Consider the following 22,152-nt stretch of genomic DNA (forward strand, 5'->3'; position numbering starts at 1 on the left):
CCCAGTCTAGGAGGCCGCCGCCGTGCCCCTTCCGTCAGTGGGAGCTGTCGTCCATCTCGAGCCGGGTCTCCTCGGCGTCGAGCATCAGCTGCGCCCGCCGCAGCGTCCGCGAGGAGTAGACCCCGCGCCCCCGGGCGTCCAGCAGTGCCTCCCGCTCGGCGAGCAGGACCGCTCGGCGCAGCCGCAGGTACTGCGCGTGCGGGCCGAGCGGCGCGTCCTCCGCACGGCCGACCTGCTCCCACGCCACCTGCGAGCGGGTCAGAGTGTCGCGGCGCACGCGCTCGAGCACTCGCTCGCCCGCCTCGCCGTCGGGCAGCTCCGCCACCGCCTCGGGCAGGGCCTGGATGCCCGTGGCCGCGACCTCGTCGAGCAGCGTCGCGAGCTCGCGGCGGTCGGCCTCTCCGTCGGTGCCCTGGATGCCGGTGAGCCGGATCAGCGCGGGGAGCGTCGCACCCTGCAGGAGCAGCGTCACGACGGCGACGGTGAAGGCGATCAGGATCAGCTGGGAGCGGTAGGGAGTCTCGTCCGGCAGCGACTGGGCCGCGGCGAGCGTGACCACGCCGCGCATCCCGGACCAGGACAGGACGACTCCTCCGCGCCAGCCGAACGCCTCGCTCGTGGTCGCGGCCAGATCGGTCTCGCGCCGGAGGTAGAGCCGCTCCGCTCTCACCTGCCGCCGCCGGAAGCGCTCGTCGCTGGTGGCGCTGTTGCGCAGTCGCATGAGGCCCACCGCCAGCCGCCGGTTGATCCGCTCCGCCCGCCGACCGGAGCTGCGCAGCCACAGGAGCAGCGGCCACACGAAGAGGGCCCGCAGCACGATCAGGATGACCACGGTGGCCAGACCCAGCAGCACCGCGGTGCCCACTCCGAACTCGCCCGGGTCCACGACCCCGGAGACGATCGCCTTGATCTCGGCGCCCATGAGCAGGAAGACGCCGTTCTCGAGCAGGAACTGCGCCGTCCGCCAGTTCACCCGCTCGCTGATCCGCGACTGCGGCGAGAGGAAACGCGCGCTGTTGTGCCCCGTGTAGATCCCGGTGACCACGACGGCGAGCACCCCGGACGCGCCCAGCTCCTCGGCCGGGATGTAGGCCAGGAACGGCACGGCGAAGGACACGGCGGTGTCGAGCACCGGGTCCCGCAGCTTCGAGCGAACGAAGACGGTGAGCACGCCCATCACCAGTCCGAGGACGATCGCCATCAGGACGGAGTAGACGAAGAGGACCCCCACCTCGCCCACGTCGATCGCGTCGGTCGTGACGGAGGCGCCGACCACGGCCGCCGCAGCCGTCGCGGCGCGCAGCAGCACCAGCGCCGACGCGTCGTTCACGAGGCTCTCGCCCTCGAGCACCGTCACCAGGCGGGGCGGGAGACCGAGCTTCTTGCCGATCGAGGTCGCGGCCACCGCGTCGGTCGGGCTCACGACGGCGCCCAGAGCGATCGCTGCGGGCAGGCTCAGATCGGGGAACACGAGGTAGAGGAAGCCGCCGACCACGAGGGCGGTCACGACGACCAGCAGCACCGAGAGCCCGAAGATCGAGCGCAGGTTCCGCCGGAAGTCGGTGAGGGGCACCTGGATCGCGGCCGAGTACAGCAGCGGCGGCAGCACGCCCGCGAGGATCAGCTCAGGCTCGACCTCGATGTCCGGGACCCCGGGGAGGTAGGACGCGCCGATACCGATGACGACCAGGAGCAGCGGTGCGGCGATCCCGAGGCGGCTCGAGAACCGCGCGACGGTGACGACCGTGATGATCCCGACGACCCCGAGCAGCGCGTAATCCACGGCACCAGGGTAGCGAGAGCCTCAGCCCGCCGGACGCGGCGCCGAGCGGAGGGGAACGATCAGTACCAGCCGACCGACTCGGAGTGGGCCCAGGCACCGCAGGGCGAGCCGTAGCGGCCGGAGATGTAGCCGAGGCCCCAGGTGATCTGGGTGCTCGCGTTGGTCGCCCAGTCGGAGCCGGCCGACGCCATCTTGCTGCCGGGGAGTGCCTGCGGGATACCGTAGGCACCGCTGGACTTGTTCTCGGCGTAGACGTTCCAGCCGGACTCGCGGTTCCAGAGGAGGACGAGGCAGTCGTACTCGCTGTCGGCCCAGCCGCGCTGCACGATCATGTCGTACGCGATCGCCTTCGCGGATCCGGGATCCGGAGCGGCGGCGCGCTGGACGGGAGCGGCGGTCTCGGCCTCGGCGGAGCCCGACTCCTCCTCGTCGACGGTCGCGGAGGCGGTCTGAGTCTCGGACGGAGTGGGCGTCGGGGTCGGAGTGGGCGTCGGCTTCGCCTCGGCGCCGAACGAGTCGCGCTGGACGGTCCGCTCGACGGCGTCCGCGACGACGAGCCGCTGCGCGGAGTCGCCGTTGAAGCGCGCCGGGGCCTGGTAGTAGGGGGAGGCGACCGCGCCGCTGGACGGATCGACGACGTTCACCATGGCGAACGCGATCGACGCCGTGAAGGCCAGCACCGTCACCGGGATCCGAGCCCAGGAGCGCCGCACCGGGGTCTGGTGCGGGACCGCCGGGCGACCGCTGGTGCGGTTCGCGGGCGTGTGGGCGACGGAGGTCTGAGGATGCTGAGCCACGATTACGAAAGCATAACGGACGATGACCTGATCGGCCAGCAGATCCGGCTCCGGTCAGCGGACCGCCAGCATCACATCGACGACCGTGTCGAGCAGCAGGTCGACCTGCGCCTCGGCGTACCCGCCGCGCTGCGGGGCGAAGGAGACGGTCCGCACGTCGTCCACGGTCAGCACCGATCCGTCGCGGAAGTACCCGGAGATCCGGTCGGCGAAGGCGTCGACCTGGCGGATGTTGTAGCCCGTCGTGAGAGCGCCGGCCCGGGTGAACCGCTCGCGGGGAGCGCGGGCCAGCCGGTTCACGATCTCCTGGGCGGTCGACCGCGCGTCCGCGAGCCACGCCTCCTCGCCCCGGGCCGCGATCGCGTACTGGCGCTCCCGCAGGGCGAAGGCGTCCTCGAGGCGCTCAAGCGCCGCATCGACGTGGGGCGCGGAGTAGCCGCCCTTGCGCAGGGTGAACGCGGTGTGGCGCAGGTCGGCGGCGCGGAGGTCCGCCGGTCCCCCGGAGAGCTGCGAGTAGGCCTCGCGCGCCGACGCGAGGAAGGAGTCGACCTCAGCCGTGTCGTAGCCGGGACGGGACTCGCGGGCTCGGGGGAAGGGAGCGGTCATCCCGACATCATGCCAAGCCGCGCGCCGGGAGCGGAATCGGCACGCCCCGGCGAGGCGTGCGCTCAGTGGGCGAAGAGGAAGTACAGCACGTAGGCCGCTGCGGCCGACGGCAGGATCGAGTCCAGCCGGTCGAGGACTCCCCCGTGGCCGGGCAGCCAGGAGCTCATATCCTTGATGCCGATGTCGCGCTTGATCAGCGACTCGGCGAGGTCGCCGAGCGTCGCGGTGAGCAGCACCACGGCCCCGAACACCGCACCGACCCACCAGGGCTGGCCGAGCATCAGCAGGGCGAGCAGGACGCCGACGACGATCCCCGCTACGGCCGCACCGGCGAACCCCTCCCAGGTCTTCTTCGGGCTGATCCGCGGTGCCATCGGGTGCTTGCCCCAGGTGAGTCCGCTCACGTAGGCGCCGGTGTCGACGACGATCACGAGCACCAGGAACGCGAACGCCCAGAGCTGGCCGCCGGGCTCGGCGACGAGACGGATCGCGAAGGCGCCGAGGAAGGTCGTGTAGCCCTGGACGAACGCGCCGAGGCCGATGTCGAGGGCGAGGTCCCTCCGGCTGGAGGCGGTGCGCCGGAAGAGCTGCTCCCCCAGCCGCCAGAGGCCGACGAGGACGGATCCGCCGAGGACCGTGGCCCACGCGGCGCCGAGGCCGCCGTAGTAGGCGGCCGGCACGGCGACGACCGCCACGATCCCGGTCGGGATGCGCGGGATGTCGCGACCGGCGTGGCGCAGGGCGTTCGAGAGCTCCAGCGCCGCGAGCAGCACCACCACCCCCGCGAGCACCATGAAGAGCTCCTTGACCAGGAGGAGGCTGACGACCATCGCACCGCCGCCGAGGAGTCCGATCGCGGTCGCCGACACGAGGTTCCGGCCCGAGCGCGCGGTCAGGCGGTCGTTCGTCGCCTCGAGCTGGGCGCGGGTCGCCTCGAGCTGGCGCTCGACGTCGGCCCGGCCCTGCTGGGCGCGCGCACGCAGCGCGTCGCGGGTGACCATCCGGGATCCCCGGGCACCCGGGACGTGCGGAGACGGTCTCTTCTCGCCGCCCTCGGGTCCTTCGGGGATCTCGGGCACCGCTACACCTCGAGCAGTTCGGATTCCTTGCGCTTGAGCGCCTCGTCGATCGCGTCGACGTGCTGCTTCGTGAGCGCCTCGAGCTCCTTCTCGCCGCGGGCGAGCTCGTCGTCGCCGATGTCGCCCTTCAGCGCGTCGAGGTCGTCCTTGCCCTTGCGGCGGATGTTGCGCACCGCGATCTTGGCGTCCTCGGCCTTGGTGCGGACGATCTTGACGAATTCCTTGCGGCGCTCGGCGGTGAGCTCCGGCAGGGTCACGCGGATGATCGTGCCGTCGTTGGTCGGGTTCGCGCCGAGGTTCGGCATGTCCCGGATGGCCTGCTCGATGTCGCGCAGCGAGCCCTTGTCGTAGGGCGTCAGGACGAGCGTGCGGGCCTCCTGGTTCTGCATCGAGGCGAGCTGCGACAGCGGCGTCGGGGTGCCGTAGTAGCTCACCAGCACCTTCTGGAACATGCCGGGGTTCGCGCGTCCGGTGCGGACCGTGGAGAAGTCCTCCTTGGCGACCTCGACGGCCTTGCGCATCTTGGTCTTCGCGTCGGCCAGTACATCCGAGATCACAGGGAGCTCCTTAAGAGAGGGAAGTGGTCAGTCTAGTTCGAGACGAGCGTGCCGAGCTCGGCACCGCGGATGGCCTTCGCGACGTTGCCCGAGGGCTCCATGCCGAAGACCTGCATCGGCATGCCGTTGTCCATGCAGAGGCTGAACGCGGTGGAGTCGACCACCTTGAGGCCCCGCTGGAGCGCCTCCTGGTAGGTCAGCGCGTCGAGCTTCTTCGCGTCGGGGTTCGTCCGCGGGTCGGCGTCGTACACGCCGTCCACGCCGTTCTTGGCGACGAGGACCACGTCGGCGTGCGTCTCGAGCGCGCGTTGCGCGGCGACCGTGTCGGTCGAGAAGTACGGGAGTCCGGCGCCGGCGCCGAAGATGACGACGCGGCCCTTCTCCATGTGCCGGATCGCCCGGCGGGGGATGTAGGGCTCCGCGACCTGCGTCATCGCGATCGCTGACTGCACGCGCGTCTCGGCGCCCGCCTGCTCGAGGAAGTCCTGGAGGGCGAGGGCGTTCATCACCGTGCCCAGCATGCCCATGTAGTCGGCCCGGCCGCGGTCCATGCCGCGCTGCGAGAGCTCGGCTCCGCGGAAGAAGTTGCCGCCGCCGACGACCACCGAGATCTCCACCTCGGTCGCGGCATCGGCGATCTCGCGCGCCAGGGCGCTGATCACGTCAGGGTTCACGCCGAGCGTGCCGGCTCCGAACGCCTCCCCCGACAGCTTCAGAAGCACCCTGCGGCGCTTGCCCGTCGTCATCGCATCCGTCTCCGTCATGGACGTTTCCTCCCGTAGACCCGTACAAACCTATCCCGCGCGGAGCGGGCCCCGCGACCACGCCCGGGACCGCCCCGGGCAGAGCGAAGGGAGCCCGGGTCGACTGAACGACCCGGACTCCCTCCTGCAGTGCTGTTAGGCGCCGACCTTGAAACGGGCGAAGCCCGACACGGTCAGGCCCGCGTCGCTCAGGACCTTGCTGACGGACAGCTTGTTGTCCTTCGCGTAGTCCTGGTCGAGCAGGGCGACCTGCTTGAAGTACGCGTTCACGCGTCCCTCGATGATCTTCGGCAGGGCGGCCTCGGGCTTGCCCTCGCCGCGCGAGATCTCCTCGACGATGCGGCGCTCGTTGTCGACCTCGGACTGCGGCACGTCCTCGCGCGAGAGGTAGGACGGGTTCGCGAACGAGATGTGCTGGGCGACGGAGCGCGCGGTCTCGGCGTCCTCACCCGCGTAGCCGACGACCACGCCGACCTGCGGGGGCAGGTCCTTGTTCGTCTTGTGGAGGTAGATCGCGAAGTGCTCGCCCGAGACGGAGGCCACGCGGCGCAGCTCCACCTTCTCGCCGAGGATCGCGGCCTCGTCGTTGATGAGGTCGGCGACGGTCTTGCCGTCGGCGGGGGCCGCGAGGGCCTCCTCGACCGTGGTGGAGCCGGCGGCGACCACCGCGGCGAGCACGGCGTCGGCGAGGGCGATGAACTTCGTGCCCTTGGCGACGAAGTCGGTCTCGCAGGCGAGCTCGATCATCGTGGCGACGCCGTCCTTCTCGGCGGCGGCGACGAGGCCCTCGCTCGTCGAGCGGTCGGCGCGCTTCGCGTTGCCCTTGGCGCCCTTGAGGCGGAGGATCTCTACCGCCTTGTCCAGGTCGCCGTCGGCCTCGACCAGCGCGTTCTTCGTGTCGACCATGCCGGTACCGAGCTGCTCGCGCAGCGTCTTGACGTCAGCGAGGCTGAAATTTGCCATGTTCTCGGAACTCCTCTTGGTTCGGAAACCCTGTGGCGCCGTCACTCGCGGCGGGCTCACGGGAGGAGCCCAGCACGCCGAGGTGACGGCGGTTCTTACTCGTGGTGAACGTGCACCGACCGAGCGGGGGCCGGACGACCGCGGGTGCGGCGTCCGACCCCCGTCACGGAACGGGGTGTCAGGCGGTGGCGGTCTCGTCGGTCGAGGTCGCGGCGGCGTCGGCCTCGGGGGCCTCCTCCGCGGCGGGGGTCTCGGCCTCGACGACGGCCTCGTCGGCGGTCTCGGCCTCGGCGTCGGCGACCTTCTCGGTCTCCGCGCCGGCCTGCTCGTTCGGCTCCTGCACGTCGGCGGCGGGCGCACCGGTGGAGAGCAGCTCCTGCTCCCACTCGGCCAGCGGCTCGACGGCGGAGACGTTGCCCTCGGCCTCGGGCTTCTGGTGGCGCTGGATGAGGCCCTCGGCCGCGGCATCGGCGACGATGCGGGTGAGCAGGCTCACCGAGCGGATCGCGTCGTCGTTGCCCGGGATCGGGTACTGGACCTCGTCCGGGTCGCAGTTCGTGTCGAGGATGCCGATGACCGGGATGCCCAGCTTCTTGGCCTCGTCAATCGCGAGGTGCTCCTTCTTGGTGTCGACGACCCAGAGGGCCGACGGCGTCTTCGAGAGGTTGCGGATGCCGCCGAGCGACTTGTGCAGCTTGTCGAGCTCGCGCTTCTTGATGAGGAGCTCCTTCTTGGTGAAGCCGCTCTTCGACGTGTCGTCGAAGTCGAGCTCCTCCAGCTCCTTCATGCGGGCGAGGCGCTTCGAGACCGTCTGGAAGTTGGTCAGGAGGCCGCCGAGCCAGCGCTGGTTCACGTAGGGCTGGCCGACGCGGGTCGCCTGCTCCGAGATCGCGTTCTGCGCCTGCTTCTTGGTGCCGACGAAGAGGATGGTGCCGCCGTGGGCGACCGTCTCCTTGACGAAGTCGTAGGTCTTGTCGATGTAGGCCAGCGACTGCTGGAGGTCGATGATGTAGCTGCCCGAGCGCTCGGTCAGGATGAAGCGCTTCATCTTCGGGTTCCAGCGACGGGTCTGGTGCCCGAAGTGGACGCCGCTGTCGAGCAGCTGGCGCATGGTGACGACTGCCATGAGTCGTTCTCCTTGTCTCGGGGCCCGGGCGCACGACGGCGCCGAACTCCCGTTCGGTTGTCTGCGACGGCCGGTCGGCACGTCGCCCTGGCGCCCGGCGCACTCCCGCCCCGGCCGCGTGAGCGGAAAGGGACCGTGGGGAGCGGAGGCCGAATGGGCGCGCGTAGTCACCCCGACGAGCGAGGTGCTCCGTGGAGTCTAGCACCAGGACGGCCGCCTCCCCCGCTGCTGCGGGAGGGCGGCCGTCGGGGCGCGGGAGGCCGGTGCTACTTGCGCGCCGACTTCATCACGGTGCGGATGTGCAGGGTGTCCATCTCCTCCAGCGAGCGGCCCTTGGTCTCGGGCACGAACATGAAGACGAACACGAACGAGATCGCCGCGAAGGCGGCGTAGAGGCCGTAGGCCAGGGTGAGCGACACGTCCTGCGAGAGGATCGGGAAGGTCACCGTGATGGCGAAGTTCGCGATCCACTGGGCCGAGGCCGCCAGGCCGAGCGCGGCCGCTCGGATCCGGTTCGGGAAGATCTCGCCGAGGAGGACCCACACCAGCGGGCCCCAGGTCGCACCGAAGAAGACGACGAACGCGTTCGCCGAGACGAGGGCGATCGGCCCCCACGCGCCGGGCAGCGAGACGTCCTCTCCGCTGATCGTCGACTGGCTGAAGGCGATGGCCATCAGTGCGAGCGAGACGGCCATGCCGGCCGATCCGACCAGCAGCAGCGGCTTCCGGCCGACCTTGTCGACCAGGAAGATCGCCACGAAGGTGACGACGACGTTCACGACCGAGGTGAAGACCGAGATCGCGAAGGAGTTGGACTCGTCGAATCCGACCGCGCTCCAGAGAGAGGTGGAGTAGTAGAAGATCACGTTGATGCCCACGAACTGCTGGAACACCGACAGCAGGATGCCGACCCAGACCACCGGGAGCAGGCCGAGGGCGGGGCCGCGGAGGCTGGAGCGCTTCGCGTTCTCGGAGTCCTCGTCGATCTTCTTCTGGATGTCCGCGAGCGCCTCGTCGACCTCGTCGCGCGGCGTGACCGTCGCGAGCACCGCGCGGGCGTCCTCGGAGCGGCCGCGGGTCGCGAGGTAGCGGGGCGACTCCGGCAGGGTCAGGGCCAGGAGGCCGTAGATGACCGCAGGCACGGCACAGGCGATGAACATCCAGCGCCACGCGGCGACGCCGAACCAGAAGGGCTCGGAGGCGCCGTCCGCGCCGTTCGCGATGAGGGTGTCCGAGAGCAGGGCGGCGAAGATGCCGAGCGTGATCGCCAGCTGCTGCAGCGACGCGAGGGCTCCGCGGATGGCCTTGGGCGCGATCTCCGAGATGTAGGTCGGAGCGATCACGGAGGCGATGCCGATGCCGAGGCCGCCGACCACGCGCCAGAGCACGAGGTCCCAGACCGCGAACGCTGCGCCGGCGCCGATGGAGGAGATGAAGAAGAGCCCGGCGCCGAGCAGCATGACCTTGATGCGGCCCCAGCGGTCGGCGAGGCGGCCCGCGAGGTACGCGCCGAGTGCGCAGCCGAGCAGCGCGGAGGCGACGGCGAAGCCGATCAGCGCGGCCGAGAGCTGGAACTCGCCCTGCACCGCCTCCACGGCACCGTTCACCACCGACGAGTCGAAGCCGAAGAGGAAGCCGCCGACCGCCGCCGCGATCGCGAGGCCGATCACCTTCCTCTTCAGCTTCGCCGCCGAGGGGTTCGGGATGTCCGCTCTCCCGCTGGTCGTGTCAGATCGTCCGCTGGTCATGGTCGTCTCCGATTCTCGCCGCCGGTGGGGGCGGGGTGCCGCTCCCGAGCCGGATCACCGGCACGTTACTCCTCGCCGCGGCACCGCCGGGACGGGTTGCGCTCTCCCCCGGCCGATGTCCTCCCTCCACAGCCGGGCCCGTCGCGCTCTCCTCCCCTGATCCGCTCGGCCGACCACCGGTCCCGGACCGGCTCCAGGAGGGTGGCCGCATGCTCCGATCCCGACTCCTGCGCCCGGGCGTGTTCGCCCTCGCCGCTCTGCTCGTCGGGGCGCCTCTCGGCGCCTCGCCCTCCGGCACCTCGTCCCCCGGCCGGTCCGACCCGCGGTGGACCTCCCCCGTCGCGGGCTTCTCCGTCGTGGAGCCGTGGGGCGCGCCAGCGCACCGCTACGCCCCCGGGCACCGCGGGATCGACCTCGCCGCAGCGGCCGGGCAGCCCGTGGTCGCCGTCGCTGCGGGTACCGTGTCGTTCTCGGGCAGGGTGGTCGACCGGTCCGTGGTGAGCATCGTGCACGCGGACGGTCTGGTCTCGACGGTCGAGCCGGTCGACGGATCGGTGACGGCCGGGCAGGTCCTCACCGCGGGCCAGCCCGTCGGAGCAGTGGGTGCGGGCGGCCACTGCGACGGGAGGTGCGTGCACCTCGGCGTCCGCGAGGGTGGCGACTACGTCTCGCCGATGCGGTTCTTCGGCGGGATCCCCCGGGCGGTGCTCCTGCCGATGGACGACATGGCGCAGGGTGTTCAGCGAGTGGCGCGGAAGGGTGCGTCCAGCGACTCGCGCGTCCGGTCAGGCGCGGGGGTGGGCGAGGCGGTAGGCGTCGCGGATCCGCTCGGTCGAGACGTGGGTGTAGATCTGCGTGGTGCCCAGGCTCGCGTGGCCGAGCAGCTCCTGGACGGCGCGGAGGTCGGCTCCGCCGTCGAGCAGATGGGTCGCCGCGGTGTGGCGGAGGGTGTGCGGACCGGACGGTCCGGAGCCCTGCCCGCCGTCGAGGAGCCTCGCCACCACGCCGTAGACCGTGCGCGGGGTGAGGCGCGCGCCCCGCCGTCCCAGCAGCAGGGCCCCGCTCCCGTCGCCGGTGGCGAGAGAGGGTCGGGCGCGCTCCAGGTAGTCGACGAGCGCCTCCTTCGCGGGGACGCCGAACGGGACGACCCGCTGCTTGGCGCCCTTGCCGGTGACGAGCACGGTGAGCCGGCCGAGATCGACGTCGCCCAGGTCGACGGCGACCAGCTCGGAGACGCGGATGCCGGAGGCATAGAGCAGCTCGACGATCGCGAGGTCCCGCAGCGCCACCGGGTCATCGGTCGCGCCTCGCGCCGCGACCGTGTCGAGCACCTGTTCCGCCTGCGGGAGCGTGAGGACCCGCGGCAGTGTCCGTCCCGACTTGGGCGTCTTGAGGCGTGCGGCGACGTCGACGGGGAGCCGCTCGGTCCGATGCGCCCAGGAGGAGAAGGAGCGGACGGCCGCGGTGCGCCGGGCGAGGGTCGCGCGGGCGATCCCCGACTCCGACTCTCGCCAGAGCCAGTCGCGCAGCAGCTCGAGGTCGAGCTCGGCGGTGAGGAGCCGCCCCTTCTCCTCCGTGTGGGCGATCAGGCGCGCCAGGTCGGAGCGGTAGCCCTTCGCGGTGGCGGGCGAGAGGGACCGCTCATCGAGGACGTACCGGAGGAAGTGCTCGACCGAGTCGGCGAGCGTCTCGCCGGTCATGATCCGTCCGGAATCCGCGACCAGAGGTCGATGCGCCCCTGCTCGTCGAGCCTCTCGAGCCGCTCGATCAGGTCGGTGCCGAACCGCGTCGCGATCGGGGCCGGTGCCGTCGGCACGAACGAGGCGGCCACCGTCTCCGGGTGGACGTGGACGAGCGAGAGGCTCTGCGCTCCGTCGACGCCGGCGAGCTCCCGCTCGGGCGCTCCGAGGTCCATCGTGTAGCTGGTGGCGCCGGCGACGAGCACGGGCACGCCCGCGAAGGTCGCAGCCGTGGGGTAGTGCAGGTGGCCGCCGAGGATCGCGCGGACGTCGGTTCCGCGCACCACCTCCTCGAGGCGGTCGATCCCCCGCAGCTCGAGCACGGTCATCGCGCCGAGCGGCGTGGGCAGCGGAGGGTGGTGCAGGGCGAGGATCGTCCCCAGCGGGGCCGGTGCGGCGAGCTCGTCCTTCAGCCAGGCCAGCTGGGCGTCGGTGAGGTCGCCGTGGTGGAAGCCGGGCACCGCGCTGTCGAGCGCGATGAGCCGGAGCCCGCCGAGGTCGACGACCTGGTCCACGGGTCCCGCGCCCGCCGGGTCCTGCCCGAGCAGCACCCGCCGGAACGCTCCGCGCTCGTCGTGGTTGCCCATCACCCAGACGATCGGGCAGCCGAACCGCTCGCCGACCGGGTCGAGCTGCTCGCGCACGAGCAGGTAGGCGTCCTCCTCGCCACGGTCCGCGACGTCCCCGGTGACGACGATCGCGTCCAGGCGTCCGCCGCGCTCGGCCAGCCGGCCGACCGCCTGCGCGAGGCGGGCGGCCGTGTCGACCTTCCCGTAGAGCGGAGCGCCGTCGGCCAGCAGGTGCGTGTCGCTCAGATGCGCGATGACCCTGTCGGCGGCGCGGAAGTGCCCGAGCTGCGGGCGCTCTCCGCCGTGTCCTGCTGCCGTGGCGTCCATGCCGCTCCCCTCGCCGATGCCCCTTCAGCGTAGGGCGGACCGCCGACAGCGCCGCGGCGGCGGGGCCGCTCACCCGGGCGCCCGCTCCCAGTCCCCGTCCTCGGAACGGTGGACGCGTCCGTCTGCGAGGAGCGCACCCAGCGCCGACAGTGCCGAATCGAGCGATTCCCCGGAGAGCCGGGCGACGGTTGCGGCGTCACAGCCTCCTTCGGATTCGACGACGGCCAGGACTCGCGCCTCAGCCGCGGTCAGCGCTCGGCACGATCCGTCGGCGTCGCCGACGGCGAGCAGTTCGAGCACATCCGCCGGCGAGGTGACGCAGGTCGCCGCGTACTCGCGGAGGAGCCGGTGGCAGCCGGCGGAGGAGGCACTGGTGACCGGGCCCGGGACCGCACCGAGGGGGCGGCCCAGGGCAGCCGCGTGGCCGGCGGTGTTCAGGGATCCGGAGCGGGCGCCGGCCTCGACGACGACGGTGCCCACGGTGGAGGCGGCGATGAGGCGGTTGCGCTGCAGGAATCGCCAGCGGGTGGGCGTGGTGCCCGGTGGGACCTCGGTGGCGACGGCGCAGCCGGGTGTGGCGATGATGCGGTGGAGGAGGTCGGCGTGGGCCGTCGGGTAGAGGCGGTCCGCTCCCCCGGCGAGGAAGGCGACCGTCCGGCCTCCGGAGCCGAGGGCGGCACGGTGGGCGACCGCGTCGATCCCGAAGGCACCGCCCGAGACGACGGAGACGCCTCGCGCCGCGACGCCCGCGGCGAGCTCGGCGGCCACGTGCTCGCCGTAACCGGTCGCAGCGCGGGCGCCGACGAGGGCGAGGCGGTGCGTCGGATCGAAGGCGGCGGGATCACCGCGCAGCCAGAGCAGGAGTGGCGCGTGCGGCCCGAGGTCGTCGAGCGACTCGGGCCACACGGGAGCCCCGGGCAGGAGCAGCCGGGCGCCGAGTCGCTCGGCGATCTCGAGACGTCGGAACAGGAGCCTGCGGTCCAGGCGCGGTCGCCAGCGCGCCAGCCCCGACTGCAGGGCGGCGACCTCGGAGTCGAGGGGCGCGGGTGCCGGGCCTTCTTCGTCGGAGGGAGCGCGATGCGGGGGCGCGAGGATCTCCTCCGCGGACGACGAGGACACGACGTGGGCGAAGGCCTCGGCCGCGCCGACCCTCTCGATGAGGAGGGCGGCGACGGAGTCGCCGGGCTCGGTCAGAGAGTTCCAGCCGCACCGGGCAGCAGCGTCGACGAGTGACCCCCGACCACCGTCAGACTCATCGGTCGCCTCGCCGTCGGCAGCTGACCGGGGCTCGGCTGGACCGCTCGGCAGCAGTCGGCGAACAGCGTCGAGCTCCGCTCCGTCGAAGAGCGCGTCGGGCCGGATCACGCGGCACCTCCTCGAAGGACGAGCGCGCGCGCGAGGTGGGCTGCTGACGGCCGGTCGGCTGCGTCGAGGTCCGCGAGCGTCCAGGCCAGGCGCAGGACCCTGTCGTAGCCGCGCATGGTCACCAGACCTCGCTCCAGAGCCCGGTCGAGCGTGCGGGACTCGGCACTGGTCGGGCGCACCGCGTCCGAGCGCAGCCAGGCGCCGGAGACCTCCGAGTTGAGCGTCCACGGCGTGGAGGCGAGGCGAGCCGCTGCGAGGGACCGCGCCGCGGCGACATGGGCGCGAGCCTGCGCCGTCGACATTCCGGACGTGTCTCGACGTGCGGCCAGCTGAGCCGCGCTGATCCGGCGGACCGTCAGGCGGATGTCGACGCGGTCGAGCAGCGGTCCGCTGAGCCGCGCGAGGTAGCGGCGGCGGACCGAGGGAGCACAGGTGCAGGTCTCTCCGGGGATGCCGAAGCGGCCGCACGGGCACGGGTTCGCCGCGAGGACGAGCTGCACCCGCGCGGGGAACTCGGCGACGGCGTTCGCGCGGTGGATGCGGATCACTCCGGATTCGAGCGGCTGGCGCAGTGCGTCGAGGGCGACGGACGAGAACTCGGGGGCCTCGTCAAAGAATCTTGACGACTCCACGCAGGAGGCGCATACTCATGTTCAGTAATACGCATATGAAAGACCTGATCAGCCCAACTATCGACCAGCCAAATCGCCCCGCTGCGATCTACGTTCGCATCTCGAAGGACCGCGTTGGCGCTGGGCTCGGCGTCGAGCGTCAGGAATCGGACTGCCGAAAGCTCGCAGAGCGCGAGGGCTATGACGTCGTGACCGTGTTCAGCGACAACGACGTCAGCGCGTACAGCGGCAAGAGACGTCCTGGGTACGAAGGCCTGCTAGCAGCGATGAAGTCTGGAGCCGTCCAGGCAGTCTTCGCGTGGCACACCGACCGGGTCCACCGACGTCCCACTGAGCTAGAGCCCTATATAGAGGCATCGGATCAGTTCAACATCCCAACCTTCACCGTCCAGGCCGGCCCCCTTCGACTCGACTCCCCCAGCGGTCGGATGGGCGCTCGGATCCACGGCGCCGTCGCCAGCTACGAAGTTGAGATCGGCATCGAGCGACAGAAGGCGGCGAAGCTCCAGGCCGCGCAGAACGGTGAGTGGAGCGGTGGACAGCGGCCGTTCGGATGGCTCAAGGGATCGATGATCCTCGACGAGTCAGAGGCAGTCATCGTCCGCGAGATGATCGACCGCTTCATCAGCGGGGACTCCTGGCGGACCATCGCGCTCGATCTGAACGCGCGAAAGGTACTCACACAGCACGGCAAAGGCTGGAACGCCTTGAAGGTGCGCAACGTGGCGATCCGTCCGCGAAACGTTGGACTGAGAGACCACAACGGCACCGCGCTGTACGCAGCGAAGTGGCAGCCACTCATCGATCACGACACGTGACAGCGACTCCAGACGGCGATCCTCGTCAGCCAGAGCCACCACAAGCAGCGCGGGCCGTTCCGGAAGTACCTGCTCCTCGGCTTCGTCTACTGCGGCTATTGCGGTAACCGCATGAACAGCTTCAGCAAGCAGCAGCGCGACGGCTCCCACTCGCCTACCTACAGGTGCCGAGCACTCGACGACGAGAAGGGCCTGATTGGTTGCGGCAAGGTCTCGCGCGTCGGTGGTGCCGTCGAGGATCTTGTGAAGGAGGCGGTGCTTTTCCGGCTCGACTCGGATCACCTCGGACGCATGGTCGCCGCGTCCGCCACCGAATCCCCGAAGCTACGGACCCTGCTCAACGAGCGGCAGCAACAGCAGGTTCGTCTACAAGAAATCGTCACGCTCTACGGCAGCGGTGACCTCTCGTTCGACGAGTACAGGTCAGCCAAAACGACGGCCACCGCCCGCCTCGACAGCCTTAGCAAGCGCGTCGACACGATGACAGCGGCCTCCGCATTCGCGAATGTTCCTGTTGGCACGAGCCTGCGCGATGCGTGGGACACGGGTGATCTCCAGTGGCGTCGCCAGCTACTTGACCTGACGGTCGACCGAGTGTGGATCGATCCAACACCGAAGCCTGCTGGACGTAAGCAGGTGCGCTACAAGCGGTGGGTCTTTGATCCGGGATACGTACGTATCGTATGGAAGAGCTAAGAGACCAATCGTTCGTCTTCTTGCTCAGAAAATGAAGGCAACTGGTACCTGTCTATCGACGTTTTGACCGCTTCAAAGAAAGCGGCACGCTCGATGTTGACCTGCCGTATCCGCGCAGACTGCACAACGTCATATGCGGCTGCCTCAACATTCATTTCAAATGCGCTAAGGATCCCACGCTCTAAACGGTTGCGCCAGGTCCTGCTGTTGTGCACAATCCGAATTCTGTTGTCCAACGCTTCAAAGCCACGCTGCTCAGAGCGAAGAAGGGTGCTTAGACTTAGGTTATGGAGCCGGCAAAAGTTCTCTCGACGCTCCGTCAACTTTGCAAGCCCATCGTCTTTCTCTATCTCGCGCGGCCAAAGAGCATTATTCATCGCTGCCATATCACCAGCGTTCCGAACCTCGATAGTTGCCCATTGAAGCGCGACAACGAACTCTTCCCAGGTTCGAAGGTCGTAAAGCGGAGGAAGCTCTTGCATCGGGCGACCGGGCGGCTGAAACCCACGCCCAATGCTGAGCCGCGTCAGCGCCTTGACGGCCTCGGCCGAACGTCGCAGTTGCCGTGACTTCAAACTTTCCACGGTTGACATGTTTGACGGACCACCCTAGAGTGCGTTGGACGCAGAACCTTTCAGATCTGACAGGTTTTGGAGCTGACGTCGCGTTGAGTCAGCTGCCCCTGATTTTGCCACGAACGGAGCGCTGTGTACGAAGACAATCGCGGGATCAACCCAACTTCGTCCGCTGCGGTGCCCCTCGCACGCATCTGGGATGCGCTCATCGCCGGAGAGCTGGCCGACGACCGACGCGCAGTTGCCGAAGACATCCTGATTTCCCGACTTGTCGAGTTCATCGACACCGACCACCCCACCTGGACAGACGGAGGAAGAAGCGCGTGACGGATCCCGCAAGAAGCGGGCGACGCTCTCGCGGCCGTTCTCCGGCTGAGGAGCGCACGAGCGCGGCTCGCGGCCCAGCGTCTCTTCGACCCATCTCCCGCGCAACGGTAAGAATATTCTGCGCCCCTAACTGTATCTGAATATCTATATCCAGACGAAGAGAGGTTACCATGCCAACCGGAAATCCCCCCGAAAATGCCTTCTCAAACGCCATCGTGACTAAAAACGATCGTGAAGCCTCCCGTCTTCATCGCAGTATCGTGCGCGAAGGTGAAACGACTCGGATCATCGAAGACATCGAACGACGTCTGGTCGAAATGGATATATCCGACGTCAAGGAGGTCTACCAGGTAGCAATGCAGTCTTGCGGCGGAGACCCGGCACTCGCCGCCGCCGTCCTGCCGCTGTACGAGGCATATTTGATGAATAAGCAGCGCAAGATCATGAACCGCTCCATTGGCTACGGCCTGTTGTTCTGAATAGCATGGCTACTGCAATGTTTGTCGCCGTTCAACTGATCCTCTTGATGATTGTATTCTGCGCTGGCTGGGCTTTTGCGGACGAGTTGACAGACTCGATAAAGAAATTATCCGCATTTGTCAACACAAGATGGCGAAACGCGAGCACGCTGATTGCCGGCGCTCGGGAGTTCGCGCACGACGTGAAGCAGCTCCAACGCCTTCGAGGTATCCAACGCCGCGCTGATGCGATCCGACGGGGCGAGGCGGACGAAGCAACGCGAGCCGAGGCGATGATGAAGCTGTTCGCCAATGAAATGAAAAAGGGGTGAGCCGATGCGTCGAGCCTGGAGCGCCCTGGTCTTCTTCATCGTGGCCGTGATCCTGCTACAGATCGCCGCGGCCGCGCTAAAGCCCTACATGCCCCTCATCGGCGGAGCCCTCGCCGTCATCATCGTGATCGTCGCCGCTCTACTCGGCTACCGAGCGATTCGGTTCTTCTCTCAAAGGTAACTCTTGACGATTCTTCACAGTCGTCGCACAGTGATGGGCAGCCATGGCGCTGCTCATCACTGTGACCCTCCTTCTTCTTCTACCTGCAACCGCATGGGTGGTGTTGTCAGTAATGTCCAACAGTCAACGAGACGCCGACGCTTCACGACTCAGCTACACGATCACGTTCCCCGCCGACGTTCGCGCCGACTCGATCGCTTCCTGGATCGAGACACTCGCCGGTCCGCTCTCCACCAAGATGTTTGGTCCCGTCCCGTCCATCGTGTTCGAGACACGAGCCAGCGACAGCGGTTTCACGATCGGAACGATGCTGCCCAAGCACATCGCCGATCACATCGAGTCACAAGCTCGCGCCAAGATCCCGGGCCTCAACTTCGCCCGCGAAGAGACACGACCTGCGCGTTCGTTCGACGCTGCACTCGAGATCGGGATGCACTCCCCCTCGCGTCCTCTGAAAGTTGACGCCCGAGCGCTTTCCACCTCCATCCTCGCAAGCATGCAGGCTCTCCTACCGGGCGAAGAGGTGGTCGTGCAGTGGGTCATCGGTGCCAAACGTCGTGAGGCCCTACCCGCGAAGGACGCAAAGAATCACTCCAACGAGTTCTCGATTACCAGGAGCATCCTCGGGGCACCGAGAGCCAACAACGACGAGCTGGAAGAGCGGCGCAGGAAGCTCGGAACTACCAACTTCCTCGCGCACGGTCGAATCGGGGTGATCGCACCAACGCCGGAACGGGCAAAGCGCCTAGCCCTGAACGTCTTCCAGTCGACGTCGGCCTCCAGCACGCACTCGAACTACCTGACGAAGCGGCAGGGAACGCTCGCGAAGCTGACTGAACAGATCAACTTCGCGATGACACCCGCGCGCTTCAGTGCACAGTTCGACGTCGTAGAGACGGTCGGGCTCGTCGGATGGCCCATCGACAGCCCATTCATCTCGGGACTGCCTCACGCCGGCATACGTCTGATCGCTGCTGGTGCCAACATCCCCCGCGAAGGGCGCGTGATCGGCACGAGCAACCACCCGACAGACAAGCGGCCGATCGCGATGGACTACAAGTACGCCGTTCACCATACCTACATCGGCGGGCAGAGCGGAACCGGTAAGACCAGCCTGCTTGCAGAGCTCGCTCGCCAGGACATGGTCAACGGCTACGGCGTGATCTGCTTCGACATGAACAACACCGGATCAGCTGAGACGCTAGCCAACCGCATCCTTGACTTCGTCCCCGCTCACCGTATTGACGACACGATCGTCATCAGGCCGGCGATGAACCCGGGTTGGGCCGCAGCCTTCAACCCCCTCGACCAGGGCAACCCGATAACCGTCGCTCGCGACATCGAGGCGCTGATGACCGCGCTCTACAGCGAAGTTCAGGGCGTGCTCCTCCGGAAGCTGCTGTTCCACGGGGTGCAGACGCTCACCGAGGCGGGTGGCTACACACTCAACGACCTGCCCTACCTGGTTGCGCCGGAGACGCCGACCCAGAAGGAGTGGGCCGAGCAGGTGATGAAGGGCGCCAAGGATGCAGAGCTGAAGCGTTTCTGGTCCATGTGGCTGGCCAAGAAGGAAGACAAGCGCCTCGCTGAGTCCGGTCCCTTGCTGAACCGCTTCTGGCAGCTCACCACGCGCCCTGAAGCTCGCGACCTCTTCGGCCAAACACGAAGTTCCTTCAGCATGGACGACGTCGTGAAGCAGAACCGGATCCTCATCGTCGACCTTGCAGGGGTGTCCTCGGACACCGCTCTACCGATGGCCACGCTGCTCATCAACTCTCTCTGGACAAGTGTGAGCCGGAGTCGGCCAGAGAAGGCGAACTTCTTGTTCCTCGACGAGCTCCAGCTGATCAGCAAGCTCCCTGTGAACATCGATGACATGTTCAGAAGAGCGCGCCAGATGAACCTTGGTGTGAATGCCGCGACCCAGTATCTCGAAGGTCTAGACAAGCAGGTGAAGGCCGCCATTCCCAACACCGTGCGCAACCGCATCATCTTCCGAAGCGGCAACGAGGAGGCTCGGATGTGGCGGGACGAGATGGATCGCAGCCTGGTGACGGACCGGGATCTGCAGGGTAATGAGCCATTCGAAGCCTTTGCGCAGTTGAGCACCGAGCACGGTCGACCCTCACCAATTTCCATCAGAGCACACGCTCCGAGCCCACCGACCGGGACTCGGGCAGCAGTCCTTGAGCGCAGCCGGCGTCTCTACCTGAGACCGAGCGAAGAGATCCTCCGCGAGGGCGAGCAACGCCGCACGGCGAAGAAGCGACCCGATGACCCAAGTGGCGGACCGAAGCACGTCGGCTTCGACCCAACGAGACCCTGGGAGGGGTAGAACCATGGCTAGAACGGACGAGCTGATCTCCGACATCACCCGGAAGACCTACGAGCTGGAGTCGCTCGGTGACCGGCTGACGTCGGAGGCACGAGAGATGCGACGGGCGGCTGACCAAGTGCGGGCCACCATCGTTCGTATCACCGGTGACGACGAACCGCTCGACTACAGCAGCGGCCTTCGGGACGTCCTTGACGCCATGACGAACGGAGTCGAACGGGAGATCCAGCACCAGGTCGACTTGCTTCACGACCTGGCCAACTCCATCCAGGGATGACGAACGCCCCGCACAGCAGCTGTGCGGGGCGTTCGAATGCATTCAGCTAGTGCGCGGCTTCGTAAGCCTCAACGATCGAGGTCGGGATGCGACCGCGGTCGGAGACCTTGTGGCCGTTGGACTTCGCCCACTCACGGATCGCCTGGAGCTCCTTCGGGTTGCTCTTCTTGGCAGACGAGTTGGACGGCGCGGAAGAGGCGCCTGCGCGCCCACCGGTCTTGCGGCCGGCGTCGATGAACGTCGCCAGCGCCGCGTGAAGCTGCTCGATGTTGCTGTCGTTCAGGTCGATCTCGTACGAAACTCCTTCGAGCGCAAAGCGCACGGTTCCGCCCTTGCCATCTTCGATCGGGTTGCCGTCGAGGTCATCGACGAGTGTGAGCTTCTGAGCCATATCAGCCTCCGGGTAGTGAATGGTCGACCATGACTATACACAAATTCGCATTAGGAGCCGCCCTAGCGCGCTTGAATCGCCGAAGGTCTCAAAGACCCACGTCTGCGCTTGCACTGGCTTCACCGCGCCCTGAGTGACCTTGTAGCGCACTTCTTCCCAACGTCTGACGGTTTGCTTAGACTGCGTTCATGGATTGGCGCGAGTCGAGGGACGCTCTACTGGCCGCCGTGCCACATCCTCCGGGGGATCTTCTAGACCAGCACGGACCGGGTCTGTACGCATGGTGGGACCTGTCTGGAGCGCTGGTCCCGTTCTGGCCGGCCGAGCTGCTCCCGGTCAAGACCGAACGTCCGATCTACATCGGTTCGGCCAGAACGACGCTGGCGCTGCACGCTTCGGAGATGCACCTGCGGTCAACGCGACGGTCAGCCCTACGACGATCGCTCGTCGCGCTGCTCGCGGACGAGCTGGAGTTACGGGACCAGATCATCCCAGGGCCAGGCCAGAAATTTGGGCTGACGGAAGAGGGCGACTCGCTCCTCAGCTTCTGGATGGCGAACAATCTGCACGTGACGTGGGACGAGGCGTCGGAGCCGGGCGCGGTGGAGCGATTAATCGTCTGCAACTTGACACCGCCGCTGAATCAGATGGTTATGCAGGTCTAATTGCGTGCAATGGTCGATTCACAACCTTCGCGGGTTGTCAATCTTTCGACGGACCACAGTCTCCAGTATCTTTTGTCAGCGCTTTCAGCCGTCTTCCTGGAGCTCCCGAAGCAGACGACTGACCAGTGCATCACCTGATTCTGTAGTTGAATCCACAGCCGTGAAAAGTCGCTCCAGCTCATTGTTGAGTTCAAGGCTCTGATGGTCAATTAGACGTGCACTTGAGGAAACGGCTCCTGCCGTTTCCAACCGGTTGTCTACAATCCGCCAAAAAGCAAACTCATACGGACCCCGGCCGGCGGGGTCCGCTGATACGATCTCGTACATTGCACTCTTTTGTCTTGCAGAGTAGATGCGACCACGCAGTGACGGTGGTCGATTAAATTTCTTTCCGCTATCCTCATAGCGCCGCTCTTTCTCTGCCCAACGTAAGGCTGCATGCAAAGTCGCGCTTCGCAAACCGCGTAACAGTTTTACCCACGTTTCGTTGTCCATTATACCTTCTTCTCTAAGTCATACTTCAGTTTTACAGTTGCGAGACCAAGCTGTGGAACGAGAACATGCAATCGTTGGACAGGCTCGCCGATTCGCGTCTCGACTGAGTATTCGACGTTGCGGTACAACTCAGAACGAGCTGTGCTTGCCGCGTCGGCGCAGGCCTTGATCTCCTCAAGCAACTCGGTGAGCGCAGGGTCCGCCTCCTTGAGCAGTCCGTACGCCTCGTAAGCCTTTCCGCTAAAGTCACCAAGTGCCTTGCTGGCCAGGTCGGGATCGTCACGTCGAATAGCATCATTGATTTGGTCAATCCAAACCTCGAAAACCGACAGCACACCCACAAGCTGCGTCTTCATGACATCAGCTTTAGCTTCACGAAGAACTCTAGTGGCTTCTTTCAATGCACCACGGCTTCGAAGTAGCTGAATGATCGTGAATCCAATACCGAGAGCTCCTAATACGAAGCCCCACCAGTCAAGGACCCCAGGAACGTTCGTCGGGTCGACGAACATTGGAGGGGGAGGTGTCGACATGACGCCACGCTACC

At 67.4% G+C, this 22,152-nt stretch carries 26 protein-coding genes and 1 pseudogene; 10 read left to right on the plus strand and 17 right to left on the minus strand.

What is annotated here, in order from left to right:
* Window positions 1–34: 34 nt before the first annotated feature.
* From C5C71_RS01705 to C5C71_RS01745, 9 genes are all read right to left on the minus strand, one after another.
* Entirely contained in the window at window positions 35–1,783 is a 1,749-nt protein-coding gene (locus C5C71_RS01705) for a sodium:proton antiporter (RefSeq protein WP_104226863.1), read from the minus strand.
* Between the two features lie 59 nt (window positions 1,784–1,842).
* Window positions 1,843–2,580 carry a lytic transglycosylase domain-containing protein gene (locus tag C5C71_RS01710; RefSeq protein ID WP_258059467.1) on the minus strand — a complete coding sequence of 246 codons (738 nt, stop codon included), beginning with the start codon at window positions 2,578–2,580 and terminating at the stop codon, window positions 1,843–1,845.
* A 54-nt stretch (window positions 2,581–2,634) separates the two neighbouring features.
* Window positions 2,635–3,186 (minus strand): DivIVA domain-containing protein, encoded by a 552-nt coding sequence (locus tag C5C71_RS01715; protein ID WP_104226865.1) that lies wholly within the window; start codon window positions 3,184–3,186, stop codon window positions 2,635–2,637.
* A gap of 62 nt (window positions 3,187–3,248) precedes the next feature.
* On the minus strand, window positions 3,249–4,187 hold the full coding sequence (locus tag C5C71_RS01720) for a phosphatidate cytidylyltransferase (protein ID WP_104232500.1): 939 nt from the start codon (window positions 4,185–4,187) through the stop codon (window positions 3,249–3,251).
* Window positions 4,188–4,267: 80 nt separating this feature from the next.
* Window positions 4,268–4,822 carry a ribosome recycling factor gene (frr, locus tag C5C71_RS01725; protein WP_104337013.1) on the minus strand — a complete coding sequence of 185 codons (555 nt, stop codon included), beginning with the start codon at window positions 4,820–4,822 and terminating at the stop codon, window positions 4,268–4,270.
* A 32-nt stretch (window positions 4,823–4,854) separates the two neighbouring features.
* Window positions 4,855–5,568, minus strand: coding sequence for a UMP kinase (gene pyrH / locus C5C71_RS01730; RefSeq protein WP_374952923.1), 714 nt, complete (start codon window positions 5,566–5,568; stop codon window positions 4,855–4,857).
* Window positions 5,569–5,721: 153 nt separating this feature from the next.
* Window positions 5,722–6,549, minus strand: a complete 828-nt coding sequence (gene tsf / locus C5C71_RS01735; protein ID WP_104223895.1) for a translation elongation factor Ts — start codon at window positions 6,547–6,549, stop codon at window positions 5,722–5,724.
* A 178-nt stretch (window positions 6,550–6,727) separates the two neighbouring features.
* Complete coding sequence (gene rpsB, locus C5C71_RS01740; RefSeq protein WP_104223896.1) at window positions 6,728–7,675, minus strand: 30S ribosomal protein S2; 948 nt, start codon at window positions 7,673–7,675, stop codon at window positions 6,728–6,730.
* A gap of 266 nt (window positions 7,676–7,941) precedes the next feature.
* Window positions 7,942–9,423 (minus strand): sugar porter family MFS transporter, encoded by a 1,482-nt coding sequence (locus tag C5C71_RS01745; protein ID WP_104223897.1) that lies wholly within the window; start codon window positions 9,421–9,423, stop codon window positions 7,942–7,944.
* Window positions 9,424–9,632: 209 nt separating this feature from the next.
* Here C5C71_RS01745 and C5C71_RS18100 point away from each other — a divergent pair.
* Window positions 9,633–10,085, plus strand: a pseudogene (locus C5C71_RS18100) (murein hydrolase activator EnvC family protein); the annotation flags it as partial.
* Between the two features lie 123 nt (window positions 10,086–10,208).
* Here the strand turns inward: C5C71_RS18100 and C5C71_RS01755 are convergent.
* From C5C71_RS01755 to C5C71_RS01770, 4 genes are all read right to left on the minus strand, one after another.
* The gene (locus C5C71_RS01755; protein ID WP_104288326.1) at window positions 10,209–11,123 is read right to left on the minus strand and encodes a tyrosine recombinase XerC; all 915 of its coding nucleotides are present in this window, start codon (window positions 11,121–11,123) and stop codon (window positions 10,209–10,211) included.
* On the minus strand, window positions 11,120–12,058 hold the full coding sequence (locus tag C5C71_RS01760) for a phosphodiesterase (RefSeq protein ID WP_104337014.1): 939 nt from the start codon (window positions 12,056–12,058) through the stop codon (window positions 11,120–11,122). The genes C5C71_RS01755 and C5C71_RS01760 overlap by 4 nt, the downstream gene beginning before the upstream one ends.
* Window positions 12,059–12,127: 69 nt before the next feature.
* The gene (gene dprA / locus C5C71_RS01765; protein WP_258068573.1) at window positions 12,128–13,423 is read right to left on the minus strand and encodes a DNA-processing protein DprA; all 1,296 of its coding nucleotides are present in this window, start codon (window positions 13,421–13,423) and stop codon (window positions 12,128–12,130) included.
* Window positions 13,420–14,055 carry an ATP-binding protein gene (locus C5C71_RS01770; protein WP_104337015.1) on the minus strand — a complete coding sequence of 212 codons (636 nt, stop codon included), beginning with the start codon at window positions 14,053–14,055 and terminating at the stop codon, window positions 13,420–13,422. The genes dprA and C5C71_RS01770 overlap by 4 nt, the downstream gene beginning before the upstream one ends.
* 35 nt (window positions 14,056–14,090) lie before the next feature.
* On the opposite strand from C5C71_RS01770, the gene C5C71_RS01775 reads away from it, so the two are divergent.
* Window positions 14,091–14,873, plus strand: coding sequence for a recombinase family protein (locus tag C5C71_RS01775; protein ID WP_181065622.1), 783 nt, complete (start codon window positions 14,091–14,093; stop codon window positions 14,871–14,873).
* 69 nt (window positions 14,874–14,942) lie between these two features.
* On the plus strand, window positions 14,943–15,569 hold the full coding sequence (locus C5C71_RS01780; RefSeq protein ID WP_258068593.1) for a zinc ribbon domain-containing protein: 627 nt from the start codon (window positions 14,943–14,945) through the stop codon (window positions 15,567–15,569).
* On the opposite strand, the gene C5C71_RS17135 is transcribed toward C5C71_RS01780, so the two are convergent.
* Window positions 15,566–16,162: a hypothetical protein gene (locus C5C71_RS17135; protein WP_146084386.1), complete on the minus strand. Its 597-nt coding sequence runs from the start codon at window positions 16,160–16,162 to the stop codon at window positions 15,566–15,568. The two genes, C5C71_RS01780 and C5C71_RS17135, sit on opposite strands and share 4 nt — an antisense overlap.
* Window positions 16,163–16,276: 114 nt before the next feature.
* On the opposite strand from C5C71_RS17135, the gene C5C71_RS17140 reads away from it, so the two are divergent.
* From C5C71_RS17140 to C5C71_RS01790, 6 genes are all read left to right on the plus strand, one after another.
* Entirely contained in the window at window positions 16,277–16,471 is a 195-nt protein-coding gene (locus tag C5C71_RS17140; protein WP_146084387.1) for a hypothetical protein, read from the plus strand.
* A gap of 170 nt (window positions 16,472–16,641) precedes the next feature.
* Complete coding sequence (locus tag C5C71_RS17145; RefSeq protein ID WP_146084388.1) at window positions 16,642–16,950, plus strand: hypothetical protein; 309 nt, start codon at window positions 16,642–16,644, stop codon at window positions 16,948–16,950.
* A 5-nt stretch (window positions 16,951–16,955) separates the two neighbouring features.
* A complete protein-coding gene (locus tag C5C71_RS17150; RefSeq protein ID WP_181065623.1) occupies window positions 16,956–17,261 on the plus strand; it encodes a hypothetical protein in 306 nt (101 codons plus the stop codon).
* 4 nt (window positions 17,262–17,265) lie between these two features.
* Complete coding sequence (locus tag C5C71_RS17425; protein ID WP_181065624.1) at window positions 17,266–17,442, plus strand: hypothetical protein; 177 nt, start codon at window positions 17,266–17,268, stop codon at window positions 17,440–17,442.
* 43 nt (window positions 17,443–17,485) lie between these two features.
* Window positions 17,486–19,777 (plus strand): type IV secretory system conjugative DNA transfer family protein, encoded by a 2,292-nt coding sequence (locus tag C5C71_RS01785; protein ID WP_104337018.1) that lies wholly within the window; start codon window positions 17,486–17,488, stop codon window positions 19,775–19,777.
* A gap of 4 nt (window positions 19,778–19,781) precedes the next feature.
* Window positions 19,782–20,054 carry a hypothetical protein gene (locus C5C71_RS01790; RefSeq protein WP_104337019.1) on the plus strand — a complete coding sequence of 91 codons (273 nt, stop codon included), beginning with the start codon at window positions 19,782–19,784 and terminating at the stop codon, window positions 20,052–20,054.
* 46 nt (window positions 20,055–20,100) lie between these two features.
* Here C5C71_RS01790 and C5C71_RS01795 read toward each other — a convergent pair whose 3' ends face one another.
* On the minus strand, window positions 20,101–20,445 hold the full coding sequence (locus C5C71_RS01795; protein WP_104337020.1) for an Lsr2 family protein: 345 nt from the start codon (window positions 20,443–20,445) through the stop codon (window positions 20,101–20,103).
* A 188-nt stretch (window positions 20,446–20,633) separates the two neighbouring features.
* On the opposite strand from C5C71_RS01795, the gene C5C71_RS01800 reads away from it, so the two are divergent.
* The gene (locus C5C71_RS01800) at window positions 20,634–21,110 is read left to right on the plus strand and encodes a GIY-YIG nuclease family protein (RefSeq protein WP_146084390.1); all 477 of its coding nucleotides are present in this window, start codon (window positions 20,634–20,636) and stop codon (window positions 21,108–21,110) included.
* Window positions 21,111–21,194: 84 nt separating this feature from the next.
* Here C5C71_RS01800 and C5C71_RS17155 read toward each other — a convergent pair whose 3' ends face one another.
* The gene (locus C5C71_RS17155) at window positions 21,195–21,605 is read right to left on the minus strand and encodes a hypothetical protein (RefSeq protein WP_146084391.1); all 411 of its coding nucleotides are present in this window, start codon (window positions 21,603–21,605) and stop codon (window positions 21,195–21,197) included.
* Window positions 21,605–22,138: a hypothetical protein gene (locus C5C71_RS17160; protein ID WP_146084392.1), complete on the minus strand. Its 534-nt coding sequence runs from the start codon at window positions 22,136–22,138 to the stop codon at window positions 21,605–21,607. The genes C5C71_RS17155 and C5C71_RS17160 overlap by 1 nt, the downstream gene beginning before the upstream one ends.
* Between the last annotated feature and the right edge of the window lie 14 nt (window positions 22,139–22,152).

Source organism: Rathayibacter sp. AY1C1 (assembly GCF_002932105.1).
In the GTDB taxonomy this organism is placed as follows: Bacteria; Actinomycetota; Actinomycetes; order Actinomycetales; family Microbacteriaceae; genus Rathayibacter.